This window comes from Providencia sp. PROV032 (assembly GCF_028484875.1).
Classification (GTDB): domain Bacteria; phylum Pseudomonadota; class Gammaproteobacteria; order Enterobacterales; family Enterobacteriaceae; genus Providencia; species Providencia rettgeri_E.
On record NZ_JAMPSX010000031.1, the window covers coordinates 16,050 to 34,744 of the forward strand.

Here is an 18,695-nt window from a genome sequence, read left to right on the forward strand (position 1 = left end):
TCCCTACCTGTTAAACCTCTGGGCGACGGATAAATAGCGCCATTGACTCTAAATGGCTAGTTTGCGGAAACATATCTAGCATCCGCAACTGTAATAATTGATAGCCCCCATCCAGTAAAACTTTGCTATCTCTCGCCAATGTTGTGGGGTTACATGAAACATAGACAATTTTTTCTGGCATCAGTTTAATTAAATGTTCCATAACACCAGCAGCTCCAGCTCTAGCTGGGTCTAATAATACTTTGTTAAAACCATGAGCCGCCCAAGGTTGTGTGTGTATCTGGGCTTCTAAGTTTTCATTATAGAATGTGGCATTACAAATAGTATTGAGCTGGGCATTATTTCGAGCTTGTTCGACTAAATTTTCAACACCTTCAACACCCACAACGGATTTCGCTAGCCGTGCGATCGGTAAAGTAAAATTACCCATTCCACAAAAAAGGTCTAATACCCTATCTTCACTGTTTAGATCTAACCATGCTAATGCTTGTTCTACCATCAACTGGTTAACTTGCCCGTTCACTTGAATAAAATTTAATGGGTTAAATTTTAATATCTCCCCTGCAACTTGATATTCTGGTTGTGGCGAATTTGGTGATAGAGCTTGTAAGCTTTCATCATTCCCCGCTAACCAGATAGACACTCCGTGCTGATTCTCAAAATCACTCAACTTTTGAGTATCTGATAATGAAAAAGGCGTTAAGTAACGAATCAATATAATTTTGCAATTGTCTGCACGGATCAGTTCTACATGACCCAGTTTCGCTTTATTACTGAGCTCGTTAATGCATTCAGAAAGCGGCTTTAGTAAGATATCCAATTCAGGGGAAAGTACCGGACAATTTTTTATATCAACCAATGTGTTAGATTGAGGTTGACGGAACCCCATAATGACATTTTTACTTTTAGACTGATATTGTAGCCCTAATCGAGCTCGACGGCGGTAACCATATGGCTCACCACCCATCACCGTAGGAATGGATATATCTAGCGATGTTTCGCGCTGCATCAGGTAAGCTAAAGCATGAGCTTTACTTTCTCTTTGCAGAGCAATGTCAACATGCTGTTGTTGGCATCCTCCACATTGATTAAAATTACGGCAATGAGGCTTTACTCTCTGGGGGCTAGTGCTCAAACGCTTAACCACCTTTCCTTTAGCAAAATGTCGTTTCTCTTCCGTCAATTCAATTTGAGCTTCTTCTCCAGGCAATAAACCTGTTACAAAAATGGTTTTCCCTTCGATACGGGCAACACCTTGCCCTGCGGCATCAAGGCTATCAGCAATAACCGTGATTTGGCGACGTGAAGTGGTGCGACGATTAGGGGAGTAAAATTGAGCCATAAAGTAGTCACTACAGAGTATTAAGTTATAAAAATCATGATTGTCGTGTTTCCAATTTTAGTACGATATTTTTTCCGCTAATTAATTAAGAAAAACGAACAGGCCCATTATACCTATTTTCCTATCATTTGATTGACTACTTTTATAGTTTTATCATTCCATTCAATTATTATATTAGTTACTAACCATAAATTTACGATATTCTTCATAAGCATAGTGGTCGGTCATACCACTAATATAGTCTTGAATCAAACGAGCTCGATAATAAAACTCTAGAATAGATTTATCTGATTCATTCGTTGCAGAGATTTTCTCAAGTGCTTCTGTGTAGGATAAGCGGTGCTTATTAGATAATTTATGAAACAACCTCGTTTCTATGAAAAAGTGCTTGTGATAATTTTTTTCGACAAGATCAGCAAAATCGCGTCTATCCATCATCAGTAATGGACTATAAAAATCTAATAACCCACTGATAATTCGGTAACCTTGCAACTCTAACTCTTCAACTTCATGATGGTTAAATACATGTTTAAAGGCCACTGTTTTTAGTACTTTCAGTAATCTATGTTCTGGACTTTTATCTTCTAGTAACGCACTGTTAAAAGTGCCATTATAAATTTCAGGCAAATTTTTAATAAATTGTTGTGCGCTGTAATGTGACAATTTCCCCGTGATATTCACGCGCAAATACATAAAGAATTGATCTTGCTGAATACGCCTTGTGTGGTTGTCACTGATATTATTGAAAGCTCGCATGACAGTTTGATCGAACAAATCATTTTGTTGAATATCTCCCCACTCGGCTTTTAAAAATTCAATCAACTGTTCAACAGTAAAAATGCCTTTTTCCGCGGCATCATCCAAGTCAGCAATACAATATGAAATATCATCAGCCGCTTCCATAATATAGGACAACGGAAAACGACAATATTTCTCCATATCGAGCTTTTTGGTTAACTCACTAACAAAGTCCACCTCAGACCAATAATAGCCTGGCTTTTTCATCAAATAATCAAACTCAGGTGGAATTGGCTCCAAATCATAAGCCCCACGCGTATATTTTAAGATAGAACCAACTTGCGCATAGGTTAAGTTTAATTTGAGTAAGCGATGCGCCATACGCAGCCCTTGCGCATTACCTTCAAATGAGCATAAATCCTGCTTTAATTGGCGGCGGAATAAATCTTGTTTTTCATTTCCAGTTAACTGTAATGCAGGTATTTTGCATGGATCAGGAGTATTCGGTGTAAACAGGTAACTTGGAGACAATAATTTGGTGAACCAACGTTGAATTGCGGCCTCACCAAAGTGCCCAAATGGTGGATTACCGATATCATGCATTAAACAAGCCATTTCGACTAAGCTTTCAAACGCATCACAACGTTCATCTAGCCCATAGGGTTCCAGTAATTTTTTCTTTTTTAATTCACCTAAAACCGTTTTACTGATGTAACGGCCAACCTGCTGAACCTCTAGTGAGTGAGTTAATCGGCTACGCACTGCTGCGTTTTGCTCTAAGGGGAAAACTTGTGTTTTTTGTTGTAAGCGGCGAATGGCTGCTGAATTGATAATCCGCCCACGATCACTTTCAAATAAGCGATTAACCGCATCTTCATCTTTAGGTGAAATTTTTTGGTTTTTCGCACTGCTCATGTAGTTACGCTGAAAGTTTAGCTTCTTAACAAAATTAATCTCACCCACTCTGCCACCTTCCCTATTTCGATTGATGTTTCATTATATAGCCTAAATACAGGAAAAAACCTTCACGACTCACCTTTCAATGTTACACTTCGTGCATCTTTGTAATTTCGTTGTCAAAATTCGAGTTGTTACAATTAAAATTGCGAACCCACTCGAAGAATGCAGCAATAACACAATAAAACATTATCGTCCCTAGTCAAAATTTTGACACTATATTGACATTAATAGTGCAAATTGTGCAGGGAAAAGGAGACAAAATGAAAGTTGGAATAATTGGCGCCATGGAACAGGAAGTGGCGATTTTGCGCTCACAAATTGAAAACTGCCAAACTATTAACCGTGCTGGCTGTGAGATTTATACAGGCCAAATTAATGGCGTTGACGTTGCGTTATTGAAATCGGGTATTGGAAAAGTCGCAGCCGCAATCGGTACAACGCTATTATTAGAGCATTGCCAACCAGATGTCGTGATTAATACGGGTTCTGCAGGTGGTTTAGACCCTCGTTTAAACGTTGGCGATATCGTGGTTTCTACAGAAGTTCGTTACCATGATGCTGATGTGACCGCATTCGGTTATGAACCCGGCCAAATGGCACAGTGTCCGCCAGCTTTCGTTGCTGATACTAAGCTAATTGAAGTTGCTGAGCAGTGCATTAAGTTATTGGATATGAATGCTGTACGTGGTTTAGTCTGCAGCGGTGATGCTTTTATTAATGGTGCTGAACCGCTAGCTCGCATCAAGGCAATGTTCCCGCAAGTTGCGGCAGTAGAAATGGAAGCCACTGCAATTGGCCAAGTGTGCCACCAATTTGGCACCCCGTTTGTCGTCGTTCGTGCTATTTCAGATGTGGCAGATAAAGAATCTCATACGAGCTTTGATGAGTTTTTACCTGTTGCTGCTCGTCAATCTTCACTGATGATCACAGCAATTTTAGCTAAACTCGTAAAATAATTTTCATAAAAGGTATAACCTTATGTTAGTTATACCTTTTTATTAATATCACAATGAATTCCCATGAGAAGCATAACGTATTATTTTTCCCTTACAGCTAGCTTATTATGCGCTTTATTGGTGTCTTTTTCTGTTCTAGGAGCAGCAAAGCAACGCGTTATTAGTTTATCGCCTGCTAATACTGAGCTTGCTTATGCGGCAGGGCTTGGGGATAGCTTGATTGCAGCCAGTGCTTACTCCGATTACCCAGAGCAAGCAAATAATTTGGAACAAGTCGCTGATTGGCAAGGTTTAAACGTCGAACGTATTATCGCACTTAAACCTGATTTAATCCTTGCATGGCGAGGAGGTAACCCCCAGCGTCCTCTTGATCAACTTTCGGAGCTTGGTATTCCAATTATTTATTTCGATCCTCAAACCATTGATGATGTCATCAATTCAGTAATTGAATTAGCGCAATACAGCCCAAACCCAGCGTTAGCACAGCAAAATGTGGAAAAAATGCGCGCTAAGCTTGCCCCTTATCAAAATAAAAAAGTATCAAATAACAAACCCAAAAAAGTGTTCATTCAACTCGGTACTCAGCCTTTATTTAGCGCGGGCAACCACACGCTGCAAAATAATATCGTAGAGTTTTGTGGCGGTGAAAATGTTTTTGTAAATAGTGCAGTGCAATGGCCGCAAGTCAGCCGTGAGCAGGTACTCACTCGCAAACCAGATGTAATTATCATGACAGGCTCGCCAGAACAGGAAAAAGCAGTGAAAGAATTTTGGCACTCTCAGATGAATGTCCCAATTATCCGATTAAATGAAGATTGGTTTCACCGAGCAGGCCCAAGGATTGTTAATGCGGCAGAACAACTGTGCGAGCAGTTAAACGCATTATCTGATTGAGAATTACAAATTACAAATTACAAAAATTTTCTAAATAGTTCGAGGTGTGGCAAGGTGGCAAATGAAGATATCTCGGGGAGCATACATTAGTATGTGACCCGAGTAACTGAATGAAGCCAACACCGCCACAACTCGAAATATGACGAAAATTAGACGCTAAAGGACGAACCGCACCCACAAGTAGACTTAGCATTCGGGTTAGTTACAATAAAGCGCGAACCTTCTAAGCCTTCAGTATAATCAACACTTCCACCCACTAAATATTGTAGGCTCATTGGGTCTACAACAAGAGCAACACCTTGTTTCTCGATTGTCATATCGCCTTCATTGATTTGGTCATCAAATGTGAAACCATATTGGAAACCGCTGCATCCGCCACCAGTGATATAAACACGCAGACGCAGATTTGGATTGTCCTCATCAGAGACTAGATCTTTAACTTTAATTGCTGCCGCATCAGTAAATTGCAAAGGCAGAGCTGCATCATCACTCATTTTTTACTCCAAACCGGTGACCGGTAAATTCATGTGTAGGCTAAAACCTACTCAGATCAATTAACCTAATTATCCGCCACTTGACTAAATGGTTCAAGTGTTGTTACGCAATTAGACACATTGTGCATATCTTCGTATCAACATTTGGTTTAATTGGTGTGGTGCTTTAGAATGAGAGCAATTTTTTTCTTAGCCTCTTTCTGGAGCCCTGCGATGTCACAATCTGAAAAACTTTACGCACAAGCAAAAGAACAAATTCCTGGTGGTGTAAACTCCCCTGTTCGTGCTTTTAATGGTGTTGGTGGAACCCCATTATTTATTGAAAAAGCGGATGGCGCTTATATTTATGACGTTGATGGTAAAGCCTATGTGGATTACGTTGGCTCATGGGGACCGATGGTATTAGGCCATAACCATCCTGAGATCCGCGATGCCGTGATCAAAGCTGTTCATAAAGGGTTAAGTTTTGGTGCACCAACTGCCGCCGAAGTTGAAATGGCTGAATTAGTTTGTGAGTTAGTCCCCTCTATGGATATGGTACGCATGGTGAATTCAGGCACTGAGGCGACCATGAGCGCAATTCGTCTGGCGCGCGGTTACACAGGCCGTGACAAAATCATCAAATTTGAAGGCTGCTATCATGGCCATGCGGATTGCTTATTAGTCAAAGCGGGTTCTGGTGCGCTTACTATGGGCGAACCAAACTCCCCGGGTGTACCTGAAGATTTTGTAAAACACACATTAACTTGTACCTATAATGACCTAGCTTCAGTTCGCCAAGCATTTGAAAACTACCCAGAAGATATTGCGTGCGTGATTGTTGAACCTGTTGCTGGAAATATGAATTGCGTACCACCAACAGCTGAATTTCTCCCCGGTTTACGTGCACTATGTGATGAATTCAATGCCGTACTCATCATTGATGAAGTTATGACAGGTTTTCGTGTCGCATTAGGTGGAGCACAAGATTACTATGACGTTCAGCCTGATTTAACCTGTTTAGGTAAAATCATCGGTGGTGGTATGCCTGTTGGTGCCTTCGGTGGCCGCCTTGAAATTATGGAAAAACTCGCACCAATTGGGCCTGTTTACCAAGCAGGAACATTATCGGGTAACCCTGTCGCGATGGCCGCTGGTCTTGCTTGCTTAAAAGAGGTCTCTCAACCAGGAGTCCATTCTCGTTTAAATGAATTAACAGAAAAGTTAGCTCGTGGTTTAAAACGTGTTTCCGAAGAGCAAGGTATTCCAATGGTGATCAACCACGTTGGCGGTATGTTTGGTATTTTCTTCACCGACGCCCCAACCGTAACTTGCTACCAAGACGTGATGAAATGTGACGTTGAACGCTTTAAAAAGTTCTTCCATTACATGTTAGAACAAGGTATTTACCTCGCACCTTCTGCATTTGAAGCAGGTTTTATGTCTATCGCACACAGCGATGAAGATATTGAGAAAACGGTTAAAGCGGCAGAAACTGCATTGATGAAAATTAAAAAGAATTAATTCACATTGATGTTATAGAGGTGAAATTTATCCAATTTCACCTCTATTTTTTTATAGTTAAGAATAGATAACGCTCGATTTGACACCACAACGCTCTAACTAGCCTTTAAAATAATTAATTCACCAGCTAATTTTCTATGAAGCCAACACAGTCACAACTTGAAATATGACGAGAATTTAGGGGCTATTGCCAAACATATCCTTAACCCAATCCGGTGCATCATCTTGTTGCTCGCCATTATTACCATTTAAGTCCCAGACCGGAGCTTGCTCTTCTGACGCTTGGCATAACCCTTCTGGGTTATCTGTCCAAATCGGCAACATTCTACCGCCGCCGAAGTTTGAGCAACTTAATTGACCATCAGCAGTGACTTGCATATCAACAATGCCCTCTGGTGCACGGTTAATGAGTGCCAATGGCGCTTGGTTATCTAAGTAGCGTTGGTACACCTTCAGTGCGCCTGTCGCCCCAGTTAATTGTGTTGGGCCGTTATTGTCACGGCCAACCCACACAATTGCGACCTCTTTGCCATCAATCCCTGCATACCAGCTATCACGTAGATCGTTAGTTGTCCCTGTTTTACCAGCTAAATTATACTTTGCGTATTTAGACAATAAGACTCGGCCCGTACCTTGTTTAACCACTTGTTGCATACCATACAATGTGAGGTATGCCGCTTGTGAAGGTACTGCTCGCTCAGCAGATGGGTAGCTTTGGTAAATCTCGTTGCCATCGCCATCAATAACAGAACGTAGTGCCGACAATTTCGCACGATTACCATTACCACCAATAGTTTGGAATACTTGAGCAACTTCAGCAGGTGTTAAGTTAACCGCCCCTAAGAGCATCGCGGGAACTTTTTCCATAGCCGCCGCAGGTGCCCCTAAGCGTATAAAGGTGTTAAACACTTGGTCTAAACCGACCTCTAAGCCTAAGTTTACGGTTGGGATGTTCTGTGATTTAGCCAAGGCGTCAACTAACATCATCCGGCCATTGAAATTGCGGCTGTAGTTTCTCGGGCTCCAGTTTTGATTCCCAACTTTAACTGTTAGTGGCTCATCTTTTAACCATGTATTTAAACGAAAACGGTCCGGTTCACTTAGTGCAGCGAGGTATACTGGAGGTTTTGCCAGAGAACCAATGCTACGCCGTGCATTTAACGCACGATTAAACCCTGAATATTGGGGTTGAGAACCACCAACCATCGCACGTACTTCGCCATTAATGCGGTCAACTACTACCATGGCTCCTTCTATGTCATCTAATTTACGAGATTTACGTAAATCAGCGACACCATTCTCAACTGCATTTTCAGCCGCAGTTTGAGCAACTGGGTCTAGGGTGGTAAAAATTTTCGCACCGGAGAGTTCTTTAACTTTATCACCCAATTTTTCATTGAGTTCTAAACGAACCATTTGCATAAAGGCAGGTTGAGAAGCCACCAGCCCTTCTTTATTTTTCACCCCAAGAGGCCTTGCGCTAAGTACCTGATACATTTCTTGGTCAATCACGCCACGTGTTTCCAAGATTTTCAGCACGATATTACGGCGTTTAATCGCATTTTGTGGTTTAGTCCAAGGGTTATATGTTGACGCCCCCTGCACCATCCCCACTAATAAAGCCTGTTGGTCAAAGCTTAACTCATTGATTGGTCGGCCAAAATAATACAGGCTCGCTAATGGGAAGCCACGAATTTCGTCATTTCCATTTTGACCTAAAAAGACTTCGTTTAAATACAGCTCTAAAATACGTTCTTTACTGTAGTTGTAGTCCAGTAAAACCGCCATATACGCTTCATTCGCTTTACGCTTTAATGTGCGCTCATTAGTTAAAAACAAGTTTTTGACTAACTGTTGGGTTAACGTACTTCCCCCTTGAACGGAGCGCCCTGCACTTAAGTTAGCAACAACAGCACGGCCAATAGAGTACAAACTGACGCCATCATGCTCATAAAAGTTGCGATCTTCGGTTTCTAGTAAGATTTTAACTAGAGATTCGGGAAAGTCAGATATCGGCAAAACTAACCGTTGCTCATTATTTGCCGACTGCATCATTGTGATCAGTTTCGGGTCTAAACGGAAAAAACCAAATGAGCGACCGTTCTCCATGTTTTCGATCTTACTCAAGGCATTATTTTCAAACACCATTCGAGCAAGTATTTGCCCTTCTTTTTGATCAGGGAAATTGAACGGTCGACGTAAGATTTCGATGCTATTACCACGCACCACAAATTCGCCCGATGTTGTTATTTTACTCACCTTACGGTATTGCATGCCTTCAAGTAGGCGAACCATTTCTGCCTGGCTGTAATCCATACCGGGCTCAAGGTTAACCATTCGGCCGTATACGGCGGCGGGTAAATCCCACACCTTACCATCGAGACGTTCTTTAATTTGTTGATTTAAATAAAAACCATATGCCGCGAGTAAAACCGCAAACACGATCATCAGTTTGACGAGCAGCCAAAACCAACGCCATTTACTTTTTACCTTTCGAGGCTTGTTATTTCTTGAGCCTTTTTTAGCCATTTGCTCTTCTTCATCTTCATCATCGAGATATTGTTCATCAATATCATCATGTTCGAATAAATCTTCATCGTCATAGTCATCGCGGTCTCTACGACGGCGGGATGAAGACTGTTTTTTCCCAGCAGTTTTTTTGTTACGCCTGCCGATTGGTTCAAAATCTTTACCTGACATGGTCGCTCCATATCACCTTACAAAATATCTGAGTCACTCACTATTTATGCCAGTTTAGTGGTTAATTTTGGCCCATAACCTCAGAGATTTCACCAAAGAAAGCTCTTAATTACATTTCCTTACTCAGTTTAGACTATCAATTGGCTAAATAAGGAAACCCGCTATTAGAGCATAAAAATAGGTTATTTCGCACCCATCATCGCTTTTTTTGTTTGTCTTGTTGGTGCAGTATTTGCAGGGTCATCCGGCCATAAATGTTTTGGATAACGCCCTTTCATCTCTTTTTGTATCTCTTTATAGCTGCCTTGCCAAAACGCGCCAAGGTCTTGCGTGATCTGCAACGGCCGCATGGCAGGGGACAGTAGAGATACCGTTACCGCTATCTTCCCTTGTGCTATTGTCGGATTTGTTTTTTCTCCATACATCTCTTGCATTCGAATTGCGATTACAGGAGGCTTATCTAACGAATAGTGAATACTTACATCATGTAAAGATGGCGCCTGATAGCGTCTTGGGAACATATTTTCTAACCATTGTTGCTGCTGCCAATCTAATCGATTGATTAATAAAGAGGCTAAGTCAATCTGCTGTAATTTTTGTTTATTCGTTACGCCATCAAGATAAGGTTCTAGCCATTCACCCAGCGAATCCAATAGTGCTATATCATCAAAATCTGGGAAATCAACATCGGGGAAATACTGCTTAGCTAACGTACAACGGACACAAAATTGCCGTGCATCTTCCTGCCAATTTAACTGCTGTAAGCCATTTTGTTTCAGCCAATACACCAACGCTTGGCGAAGTTCAGTCTTATCTGGGTTGCTTAAACGTTCTGATTTCACCACCAATTGACTACATTGCAAACGCTTCCAAGCTAACAATGTCCCTTTTTGTTCATCCCATTCGACCGTTTCTTGGATGTTAAACAGTGATGGGCAATCGGCTTGTAGTCTGTCAATCTCGACAGGGTAAGCCAAGGAAATACGCGCATCCGCCATATTTTCGGGTTGCCATAAGGATACCACCATTAACCACGGTGTCCCCAATAGTCTATCTGACTCACCCAATGTTGCCCCTAAGCCACTCGCTAATTGGTAACGTTGTTGGTTATCTCGCAATTTTGCTATTTGGTCAGGAAAACCTGTAGCGATTAACGTTGGTAACCACTCACTAATCAGCTCTGATTGTTTCCCTATCGTGTTTGTTACTTTTTGATGACAAAGTACAGATGCGCGCTTACACCAGTTATCCGTTGGTTTTTCTATATAATAGCGAAGGTCACAATCATGATGGCGCGGTGGCTCCTCGATAATCGCTACCAATAATGCAGCTAATTGAATAACATGCTGATTTTGGCTTTGCTGTGCTCTACATAACATTGCTGCTGTTCGTACTGAACTACCTAACTCCGCCATCTGCTGCCCAAAAGGCGTTAACTTACCTGCTGCATCAATAGCACCTAATTTACCCAGTAAATCTTTTGCCGCTGATATCGCAGGTTTTGGCGGTAAAGTGAGCCAGCTAAGCTGTGCCGCATCGTGGCACCCCCACTGTAATAAAGACAGCCATAAGCTACTCAGGTCACTTTGCGCAATTTCGGCTTCACTAAATTGTGCTGCCCGCTCAGCTTGCTCTTCACTAAACAAGTGCCAACAAACTCCTGCTTCCAAACGGCCTGCTCGCCCTGCTCTCTGCGCCATCGACGCTTGGCTAATTCGCTGTTTCACTAATTTGGTTAACCCTGTTCGTGGATTGAACTGCCCCACACGTTCAAAACCACTGTCCATCACAAGGCGGATCCCTTCAATCGTCAAGCTGGTTTCCGCAATATTGGTGGCTAATACCACCTTACGCATACCTTCAGGTGCCACTTGTATCGCTTGTTGCTGAGCCTGTAGAGATAGTGCTCCGTATAAAGGACATAAAAGTATGTCCTCACTGACCATCAAAGCGAGTTCTACTCTTACTTTCTCGATTTCCCCCACACCTGGAAGAAATAATAATAAAGACCCATGCGCTTGCTGCAATAATTGCCAAGCTGCCAATGCCACTTCTTTATGAAAGAGTTTATTTGGGTTTATTGGATGATACTCACGTATGACGGGAAATGTACGCCCTTGTGAAGTAATAACCGGCGCATCAGGAAACAGCTGAGACAGCCCTTGATTATCCAATGTCGCTGACATCAATAGAATACGCAAATCTTCGCGTAAAGCTTGTTGTGAATCAATTAACAAAGCGAGACCTAAATCTGCCTGTAAATTTCGTTCATGAAACTCATCTAAAATAACTAAACCAACCCCTTCAAGCATTGGGTCATTTTGCAATAAACGAGTCAGTACGCCTTCTGTCACCACTTCAAGACGCGTGTGACGACTAACTTTAGTTTCAGAGCGCATGCGTAAACCGATGGTATGACCGACTTCTTCACCCAGTTGTTGTGCAAGACGAGCCGCCACTGAACGTGCCGCTAGGCGACGAGGCTCCAACATGATAACCCGACCATTAATAACCCCACTCTTTAATATTTCTAGCGGCAAAACAGTTGATTTACCCGCACCTGTAGGTGCATGAAGCAATACTTGAGGTGAAGCCATCAAGGCGGTAAGTATGTCCTCACAAACTTCGAATATCGGTAACACTGGGGTTATCACTCCATCTATTTAACTTTTACTGTCAGACATTGTAGCATTAGCCTCTTTTGCCAGTAAGCATATTACCGATACCCTAGCGGAGAGCTCATGGAATTTAAACCTGCCTTACAACCAGCCACTTTAATTAAGCGTTACAAGCGCTTTTTGGCTGATGTCACTTTACCGAATGGTGAAGAAATGACAATTCACTGTGCAAACACAGGCGCTATGACAGGTTGTGCAACCCCGGGTGATACCATCTGGTATTCAACGTCTGATAATAAAAAACGCAAATACCCGTATAGCTGGGAGTTAACCCAAACAGCAAACGGTCATTTTATTTGCATTAATACCCTTCGTGCGAACCAATTAGTTGCGCAAGCCTTAACCGAAAAACACATTCCAGAATTATCCGAATACAGCGTAATAAAACCTGAAGTCAAATATGGCACAGAAAATAGCCGAATCGATTTCTATCTCACGCAAAATGGATTACCCGATTGCTTTATCGAAGTAAAATCAGTAACTTTACTCGAAAATAATCAAGGTTTTTTTCCTGACGCAGTGACACTTAGGGGCCAAAAACATTTAAGAGAACTAATGTATATTGCGAAAGAAGGAAAAAGAGCCATACTATTGTTTGTTGCTTTACACACAGGTATTCACGTAGCATCTGCTGCGGCACATATTGATAAACAATATGCGCTATTATTGGAGGAAGCGAGACAAAGTGGTGTTGAAGTGCTTTGTTATCAAGCTGATATAACTGTTCAACAAATGGTGTTAAGTAAGCAGATTCACTTTAACTCTATTAAATAAAGTTTTTTTAACCGATTTTTATACGAGGCCGCAGAGTTCTGGGCGCTAAAAAGGGAATAAACACGCTCGCCCTCACAGCATTACAAAACTCATTGCAGGAACGATTGCCAAGAGAGCAGTCTTCTGCTATTTATAGCGACCTTAATTTTTCCCCCTTGGGGTTTTTGTAAAATTTGCGTGTGTAGGAGAAGCATTATGCAAGAAGGGCAAAAACGTAAGACATCGTCCTTAAGCATTCTCGCCATTGCTGGGGTTGAACCCTATCATGAAAAAGCTGGCGAAGAGTACATGAACGAGGCCCAGTTGGCGCATTTTAAGCTCATTCTCGAAGCATGGCGCAATCAACTCAGAGATGAAGTGGACCGGACTGTTACTCATATGCAAGATGAGGCAGCTAACTTTCCAGACCCCGTTGATAGAGCCGCTCAGGAAGAAGAATTCAGCCTTGAATTACGTAACCGGGACCGTGAACGTAAACTGATTAAGAAAATCGAAAAAACGCTGAAAAAAGTTGAAGATGACGACTTTGGCTATTGTGAATCATGTGGTGTAGAAATTGGTATCCGTCGTTTGGAAGCCCGTCCTACCGCTGATTTATGTATCGACTGTAAAACATTAGCTGAAATTCGCGAAAAGCAAATGGCTGGCTAGTGTCTATATGGAGTCCTGAACGGCGCATATTACTGCGCCGTTACAAGGGAACTCTACATTTTGTTGTGTTCAGCTCAAAGTTTATTCCTTGCGTTAGCTATCACGTCACTCCATCCTCCCCCGCACCTTTCTACTCATTAATTGGCGATAACGTCCTATCGTGCTCTTTTAAATAAGATAAACATTTACTTTCAGGTAATTTTTTACGGAAATAGATTAGGTTATTTTTTAACCCCATAGTTTGAAGTTGAATAATCCTCTAACAACAAAAAAGCGCTTAAAATAAGGCTTCTAACCTTATACCCCTATAGCAAGAAAGCTTTTTACGCTATTATTTTGCGTAAATTTTATTGGTAACGTTTATAATTAGAGACGACTTTTATTCGTTTAACCATTCTCAAAGAAACTTCTGTGAGCTATGATTAGCCGCTTATTTTGTTTAATGAATATTGGTAATGACATCGAGGTGTACTATTTTTAACCGAGTAGCAAATTTCTGCCGTAACATTTTATCTCGCAATACAGCCGCATCCCCTGAAGATGTAGTAGAACATCGTGATCCTTCGCGAGATAGTCAGGCAGCCGGTAAAAGGCCAGTCACTCATTCTGCTCATGCGCAAACCGCACCTAAAGAGCGGAACACAGCTCAGCCCCATAAAACAACCCCTATTAGAAAAACGGTTCGTCAATCTCAACGTGCCGATTCAACACCTGAGAAGCGCCCTACAATGACAACCGTAAACGAAGAAAACATTACTGTTATCCCGCGTTCCGAACACCCTATTTCGCGCAGTGATATTAGTGACAATGCGTTAAAAGTGCTGTACCGCTTAAACAAGAGTGGCTTTGAAGCCTATTTAGTGGGTGGAGGTGTGCGTGATTTGCTTTTAGGCCAAAAACCTAAAGACTTCGATATTACGACGAACGCCACCCCTGAGCAGATCCGCAAATTATTTCGCAATTGCCGACTCGTTGGTCGTCGTTTTCGTCTAGCACATATTATGTTTGGCCCCGAAATTATTGAAGTTGCAACTTTCCGTGGCCACCATGACCAAAATGCCTCAGATGACAAAAATTTATCTGCACAAGCACAAAACGGCATGTTGTTACGTGATAACATCTTTGGTTCCATTGAGGAAGATGCGATCCGCCGGGACTTCACCGTTAACAGCCTCTATTACAATATCGAAGACTTCACATTACGTGATTACGTTAATGGTTTAAATGACCTCAAAGCTGGCGTTATTCGTCTAATTGGTGACCCAGAAACACGCTATCGTGAAGACCCAGTCAGAATGCTACGAGCGGTACGTTTCGCCTGCAAATTAAATATGAGCATCGAACCAAAAACTGCAGAGCCAATTTACCAACTTGCTCATTTATTGAGAGAAATTCCATCTGCTCGGTTATTTGAAGAGTCACTCAAATTACTACAAGCAGGCCAAGGTTACGATACCTATAAAATGCTCAAAAAATATGGTTTGTTTGAGCAGCTTTTCCCTGTTGTCGCAAGCCGCTTTACGGATAACAGTGATTCACCAATGGAAAAAATCATTGAGCAAGTCCTTAAAAATACTGATTTCCGATTAAAAAATGATAAGCGTGTTAACCCTGCTTTTTTATTTGCGGCTATGTTATGGTACCCAGTGACAGAGCATGCTGAAAAGCTCTCTCAAGAAGGCGGGCTAGCCTATTATGATGCCTTTGCCCTTGCGATGAATGATATTTTAGACGAACAGTGCCGTTCGATTGCGATCCCCAAACGCATTACAACCACGATGCGTGATATTTGGTTGCTGCAGTTACGTTTACCTCGTCGCCAAGGTCGTCGTGCCAATAAATTAATGGAGCACCCGAAATTCCGTGCCGCGTTTGATTTATTAGAATTAAGGGCCAATGTTGAGCACCGAAACGAACTACAAGAGTTAGCCTTATGGTGGGCTGATTTTCAACAGGCAAATAATACTAAACAGCGTGAAATGATTTCGGAATTAGGCAATGCACCCACTCGCCGTCGCCACCGCCCACGTTCATCACAAGGTGGAACAGGTGCGCGTCGGTCAAATAAGTCATAATAGATAGAGAGAATACAATGGAACACGTCTATATTGCAGTAGGAAGTAACCTTGGTGAGCCGCTACTACAGGCACAGCAAGCTATTGCAGCATTAGATGCTGTTCCCAATAGCCGTGTTGTTTCTACCTCTTCTGTTTATCGAACCAAGCCACTAGGCCCGCAAAATCAGCCAGATTTTCTGAATCTGGCTGTACTACTCGAAACGAGTCTTGAGCCCGAAGTACTTCTCAACCACACTCAAAAAATAGAACTTGAGCTTGGTCGTGTACGTAAAGAAGAACGTTGGGGCCCACGAACGCTTGACCTTGATATCATGCTTTTTGGTAACCGTATTATCAATACTGAACGGTTAACCGTTCCACATTATGGGCTAAAAGAGCGCGAGTTTATGTTGTATCCGCTTAATGAAATCGCTCCTTCTCTTGTTTTTCCTGATGGCGAAAAGCTTTCAGAAAGACTCAAACAAGTCCCTCGAAATGGCCTAACATTTTGGGATATTCCAGCCTAAAATGTTCAACCTCTTATGAGGTATGGTCGCAGGGAGATCATTTCCGGAGGTTATTATAATGAAACCAATTTCTCTGGCTGATTTATGTCAGTTTAAAAAAGACAAACACAAATTTGCTACTATGACTGCCTATGACGCAAGCTTTGCTCAATTATTTTATGAGCAAGGTATCCAAGTGATGCTCGTTGGCGACTCACTGGGAATGACGATCCAAGGTGAATCATCGACTTTACCAGTTACTGTCGAGCAAATTGCCTACCACACCCGATGCGTTCGCAAAGGCGCCCCCAATGCCTTCATTATCGCAGATATGCCATTTATGAGTTACGCCACCCCAGAACAAGCTTGTGCTAATGCAGCAATCTTAATGCAAGCAGGTGCAAACATGGTGAAAATTGAGGGTGGCAGCTGGCTATGCGATACTGTAAGAATATTAGGAGAACGCTCTGTTCCTGTGTGTGGTCATCTCGGTTTAACACCACAAGCCGTCAATGTCCTTGGCGGTTATAAAGTCCAAGGACGTGATGAAGTCACCGCCAATCAATTACTCAAAGATGCGATTGCACTAGAAAATGCAGGTATCCAATTGTTGGTTCTCGAATGTGTTCCAACTGCCTTAGCAAGTCATGTTTCGGAAGAGTTACTTCTACCGGTAATTGGTATTGGTGCAGGAAATGGAACTGATGGACAAATCCTTGTTATGCATGATGCACTGGGTATTACAGCTCGAGCGCCTAAATTCGCTAAAAACTTTTTAGCTCAGGCAGGCAACCTTCATGATGCTATTCGTATGTATATCCAAGAAGTGGAAGATGGCATTTACCCAAGTGAAGCCCACTCTTTTTCTTAATTGATATCAGAAATTATAAGGAACACACGTATGCTTATCGTTGAAACGGCACTTATTTTACGCCGTGAAATCCGTCGCTGGAAACAAGAAGGCAAACGTATTGCACTTGTCCCAACAATGGGTAATTTACACGATGGTCACTTAACGCTCATTGACCAAGCAAAAAAACAGGCTGATATTGTCATTGCCAGTATTTTCGTCAACCCGATGCAATTTGATAGGCAATCTGATTTAGCCAATTACCCTCGGACGTTGCAACAGGATTGCGAAAAATTAAAGCGCCGTGACATCAACTTAATTTTTGCCCCTTCCCCACAAGAGTTTTACCCTGAAGGGATGGAAAAGCAGACTTTTGTTGACGTTCCTGAATTATCGACCATGTTAGAAGGCGCAAGCCGCCCTGGTCATTTCAGAGGTGTCGCAACGGTTATCACTAAGCTGTTCAACTTAGTTCAGCCAGATATTGCCTTGTTTGGTGAAAAAGATTACCAACAATTGCAATTAATCCGCAAATTAGTTTCTGACTTATCATTTGATACTCAAATTGTTAGTGTCCCAACGGTTAGAGCCAAAAATGGTCTAGCACTGAGTTCACGCAACAATAATTTATCAGCGGAAGAGCTAAAAACAGCGCCTAAACTGTTTCAAATTATGCAACAAGCGGGTGAAAAATTAGTCGCTGAGCCTAACGCATCTGAAGTTATTATCGAAGAGATGAATAATAGCTTACGTGAGGCCGGTTTTACCCCTGATGAGCTATTTATTCGCGATGCAGATACATTATTACCACTTGGTGAGTCCAGTAAACGTGCGGTTATTTTAATGGCTGCATGGTTAGGTCAAACGCGTCTTATTGATAATTTACAAGTTGACCTGCAACGCGATATTGCATAAAAATAAATCAATTATAAAAATGAAATAACACACTGCAATTACAGTGTTTATAGCGTTAATTCAATGTCTGTGTTCCGAATGGCTTTTATTTTTCAAACTCATTTGGTTCACAGCTAGGCGGTAAGTAAGCGAGTCCTTAGGAGCACATAAGTATGTGACTAGGGCGAGTGAGCGCCACCAACAACGCTGTGAGCCAAATGAGGAAGAAAAAAATGTTAAGAAGAATGTTACAAGGTAAACTCCATCGCGTCACGGTTACACAAGCAGACCTACACTATGAAGGCTCATGTGCGATAGATCAGGACTTCATGGATGCAGCTGGGATCCTTGAATACGAAGCCATTGATATTTACAACGTTGATAATGGCGAACGCTTTTCAACTTATGCTATTTCAGGCGAACGTGGCTCAAAAATTATTTCGGTTAATGGTGCTGCTGCACGCCGAGCTGCAGTTGGTGATAAATTGATTATTTGCTCTTATGTGCAAATAGAAGATGAAGACGCTCGGTTACATAAGCCAAAAGTGGCTTACTTTGATGAAAATAATAAAATGAGTCGCCTAGCAAAAGCGGTTCCTGTCCAAGTGGCTTAATTTGGGGTTTTACTTACCCAATGGATTGATTAATAACACCATTTATACACATTTCAATAAAAAACGGCTTTTGATTACATTCAG

The 18,695-nt window shown here is 41.9% G+C and carries 15 protein-coding genes; 10 read left to right on the forward strand and 5 right to left on the reverse strand.

The features are described 5' to 3' along the window. Positions 1–10: 10 nt before the first annotated feature. Together rlmD and dgt are read right to left on the reverse strand one after the other, a co-directional pair. On the reverse strand, positions 11–1,342 hold the full coding sequence (gene rlmD, locus PSF42_RS17380) for a 23S rRNA (uracil(1939)-C(5))-methyltransferase RlmD (protein ID WP_272680429.1): 1,332 nt from the start codon (positions 1,340–1,342) through the stop codon (positions 11–13). 174 nt (positions 1,343–1,516) lie between these two features. Then, entirely contained in the window at positions 1,517–3,043 is a 1,527-nt protein-coding gene (gene dgt / locus PSF42_RS17385; RefSeq protein WP_213913879.1) for a dGTPase, read from the reverse strand. A 257-nt stretch (positions 3,044–3,300) separates the two neighbouring features. Between dgt and mtnN the strand changes: the two genes are divergently transcribed. Next, on the forward strand, positions 3,301–3,996 hold the full coding sequence (mtnN, locus tag PSF42_RS17390; protein WP_213913877.1) for a 5'-methylthioadenosine/S-adenosylhomocysteine nucleosidase: 696 nt from the start codon (positions 3,301–3,303) through the stop codon (positions 3,994–3,996). A gap of 63 nt (positions 3,997–4,059) precedes the next feature. Next, the gene (gene btuF, locus PSF42_RS17395; protein ID WP_272680430.1) at positions 4,060–4,890 is read left to right on the forward strand and encodes a vitamin B12 ABC transporter substrate-binding protein BtuF; all 831 of its coding nucleotides are present in this window, start codon (positions 4,060–4,062) and stop codon (positions 4,888–4,890) included. A gap of 149 nt (positions 4,891–5,039) precedes the next feature. On the opposite strand, the gene erpA is transcribed toward btuF, so the two are convergent. Further along, positions 5,040–5,384 carry an iron-sulfur cluster insertion protein ErpA gene (gene erpA / locus PSF42_RS17400; RefSeq protein ID WP_004260480.1) on the reverse strand — a complete coding sequence of 115 codons (345 nt, stop codon included), beginning with the start codon at positions 5,382–5,384 and terminating at the stop codon, positions 5,040–5,042. A gap of 213 nt (positions 5,385–5,597) precedes the next feature. Here erpA and hemL point away from each other — a divergent pair, with 213 nt between their 5' ends. Further along, entirely contained in the window at positions 5,598–6,887 is a 1,290-nt protein-coding gene (hemL, locus tag PSF42_RS17405; protein ID WP_272680445.1) for a glutamate-1-semialdehyde 2,1-aminomutase, read from the forward strand. Between the two features lie 177 nt (positions 6,888–7,064). On the opposite strand, the gene mrcB is transcribed toward hemL, so the two are convergent. After that, entirely contained in the window at positions 7,065–9,587 is a 2,523-nt protein-coding gene (gene mrcB, locus PSF42_RS17410; protein WP_272680431.1) for a bifunctional glycosyl transferase/transpeptidase, read from the reverse strand. 182 nt (positions 9,588–9,769) lie between these two features. Then, a complete protein-coding gene (hrpB, locus tag PSF42_RS17415; protein ID WP_272680432.1) occupies positions 9,770–12,229 on the reverse strand; it encodes an ATP-dependent helicase HrpB in 2,460 nt (819 codons plus the stop codon). Between the two features lie 99 nt (positions 12,230–12,328). On the opposite strand from hrpB, the gene sfsA reads away from it, so the two are divergent. The 7 genes from sfsA (at position 12,329) to panD (ending at position 18,611) form a co-directional block, all read left to right on the forward strand. Next, entirely contained in the window at positions 12,329–13,039 is a 711-nt protein-coding gene (sfsA, locus tag PSF42_RS17420) for a DNA/RNA nuclease SfsA (RefSeq protein ID WP_125891597.1), read from the forward strand. 195 nt (positions 13,040–13,234) lie between these two features. After that, entirely contained in the window at positions 13,235–13,690 is a 456-nt protein-coding gene (gene dksA / locus PSF42_RS17425; protein ID WP_004260494.1) for an RNA polymerase-binding protein DksA, read from the forward strand. A gap of 728 nt (positions 13,691–14,418) precedes the next feature. Next, entirely contained in the window at positions 14,419–15,765 is a 1,347-nt protein-coding gene (pcnB, locus tag PSF42_RS17430; RefSeq protein ID WP_217748480.1) for a polynucleotide adenylyltransferase PcnB, read from the forward strand. Between the two features lie 17 nt (positions 15,766–15,782). After that, positions 15,783–16,274 (forward strand): 2-amino-4-hydroxy-6-hydroxymethyldihydropteridine diphosphokinase, encoded by a 492-nt coding sequence (folK, locus tag PSF42_RS17435; RefSeq protein WP_272680433.1) that lies wholly within the window; start codon positions 15,783–15,785, stop codon positions 16,272–16,274. 58 nt (positions 16,275–16,332) lie between these two features. Further along, a complete protein-coding gene (gene panB / locus PSF42_RS17440; RefSeq protein ID WP_272680434.1) occupies positions 16,333–17,124 on the forward strand; it encodes a 3-methyl-2-oxobutanoate hydroxymethyltransferase in 792 nt (263 codons plus the stop codon). 30 nt (positions 17,125–17,154) lie between these two features. Continuing rightward, positions 17,155–18,018 (forward strand): pantoate--beta-alanine ligase, encoded by an 864-nt coding sequence (panC, locus tag PSF42_RS17445; RefSeq protein WP_125891600.1) that lies wholly within the window; start codon positions 17,155–17,157, stop codon positions 18,016–18,018. A gap of 212 nt (positions 18,019–18,230) precedes the next feature. Then, positions 18,231–18,611, forward strand: a complete 381-nt coding sequence (gene panD / locus PSF42_RS17450) for an aspartate 1-decarboxylase (protein WP_125891601.1) — start codon at positions 18,231–18,233, stop codon at positions 18,609–18,611. Positions 18,612–18,695: the final 84 nt, after the last annotated feature.

What these genes read in the sequence shown, in the direction of transcription:
- btuF (WP_272680430.1), top strand. Translation starts at nt 4,060, where the DNA reads ATGAGAAGCATAACGTATTATTTTTCCCTTACAGCTAGCTTATTATGC.
- sfsA (WP_125891597.1), top strand. Translation starts at nt 12,329, where the DNA reads ATGGAATTTAAACCTGCCTTACAACCAGCCACTTTAATTAAGCGTTAC.
- hemL (WP_272680445.1), top strand. Translation starts at nt 5,598, where the DNA reads ATGTCACAATCTGAAAAACTTTACGCACAAGCAAAAGAACAAATTCCT.
- dksA (WP_004260494.1), top strand. Translation starts at nt 13,235, where the DNA reads ATGCAAGAAGGGCAAAAACGTAAGACATCGTCCTTAAGCATTCTCGCC.
- folK (WP_272680433.1), top strand. Translation starts at nt 15,783, where the DNA reads ATGGAACACGTCTATATTGCAGTAGGAAGTAACCTTGGTGAGCCGCTA.
- mtnN (WP_213913877.1), top strand. Translation starts at nt 3,301, where the DNA reads ATGAAAGTTGGAATAATTGGCGCCATGGAACAGGAAGTGGCGATTTTG.
- panB (WP_272680434.1), top strand. Translation starts at nt 16,333, where the DNA reads ATGAAACCAATTTCTCTGGCTGATTTATGTCAGTTTAAAAAAGACAAA.
- rlmD (WP_272680429.1), bottom strand. Translation starts at nt 1,342, where the DNA reads ATGGCTCAATTTTACTCCCCTAATCGTCGCACCACTTCACGTCGCCAA.
- erpA (WP_004260480.1), bottom strand. Translation starts at nt 5,384, where the DNA reads ATGAGTGATGATGCAGCTCTGCCTTTGCAATTTACTGATGCGGCAGCA.
- pcnB (WP_217748480.1), top strand. Translation starts at nt 14,419, where the DNA reads ATGACAACCGTAAACGAAGAAAACATTACTGTTATCCCGCGTTCCGAA.
- mrcB (WP_272680431.1), bottom strand. Translation starts at nt 9,587, where the DNA reads ATGTCAGGTAAAGATTTTGAACCAATCGGCAGGCGTAACAAAAAAACT.
- panD (WP_125891601.1), top strand. Translation starts at nt 18,231, where the DNA reads ATGTTAAGAAGAATGTTACAAGGTAAACTCCATCGCGTCACGGTTACA.
- panC (WP_125891600.1), top strand. Translation starts at nt 17,155, where the DNA reads ATGCTTATCGTTGAAACGGCACTTATTTTACGCCGTGAAATCCGTCGC.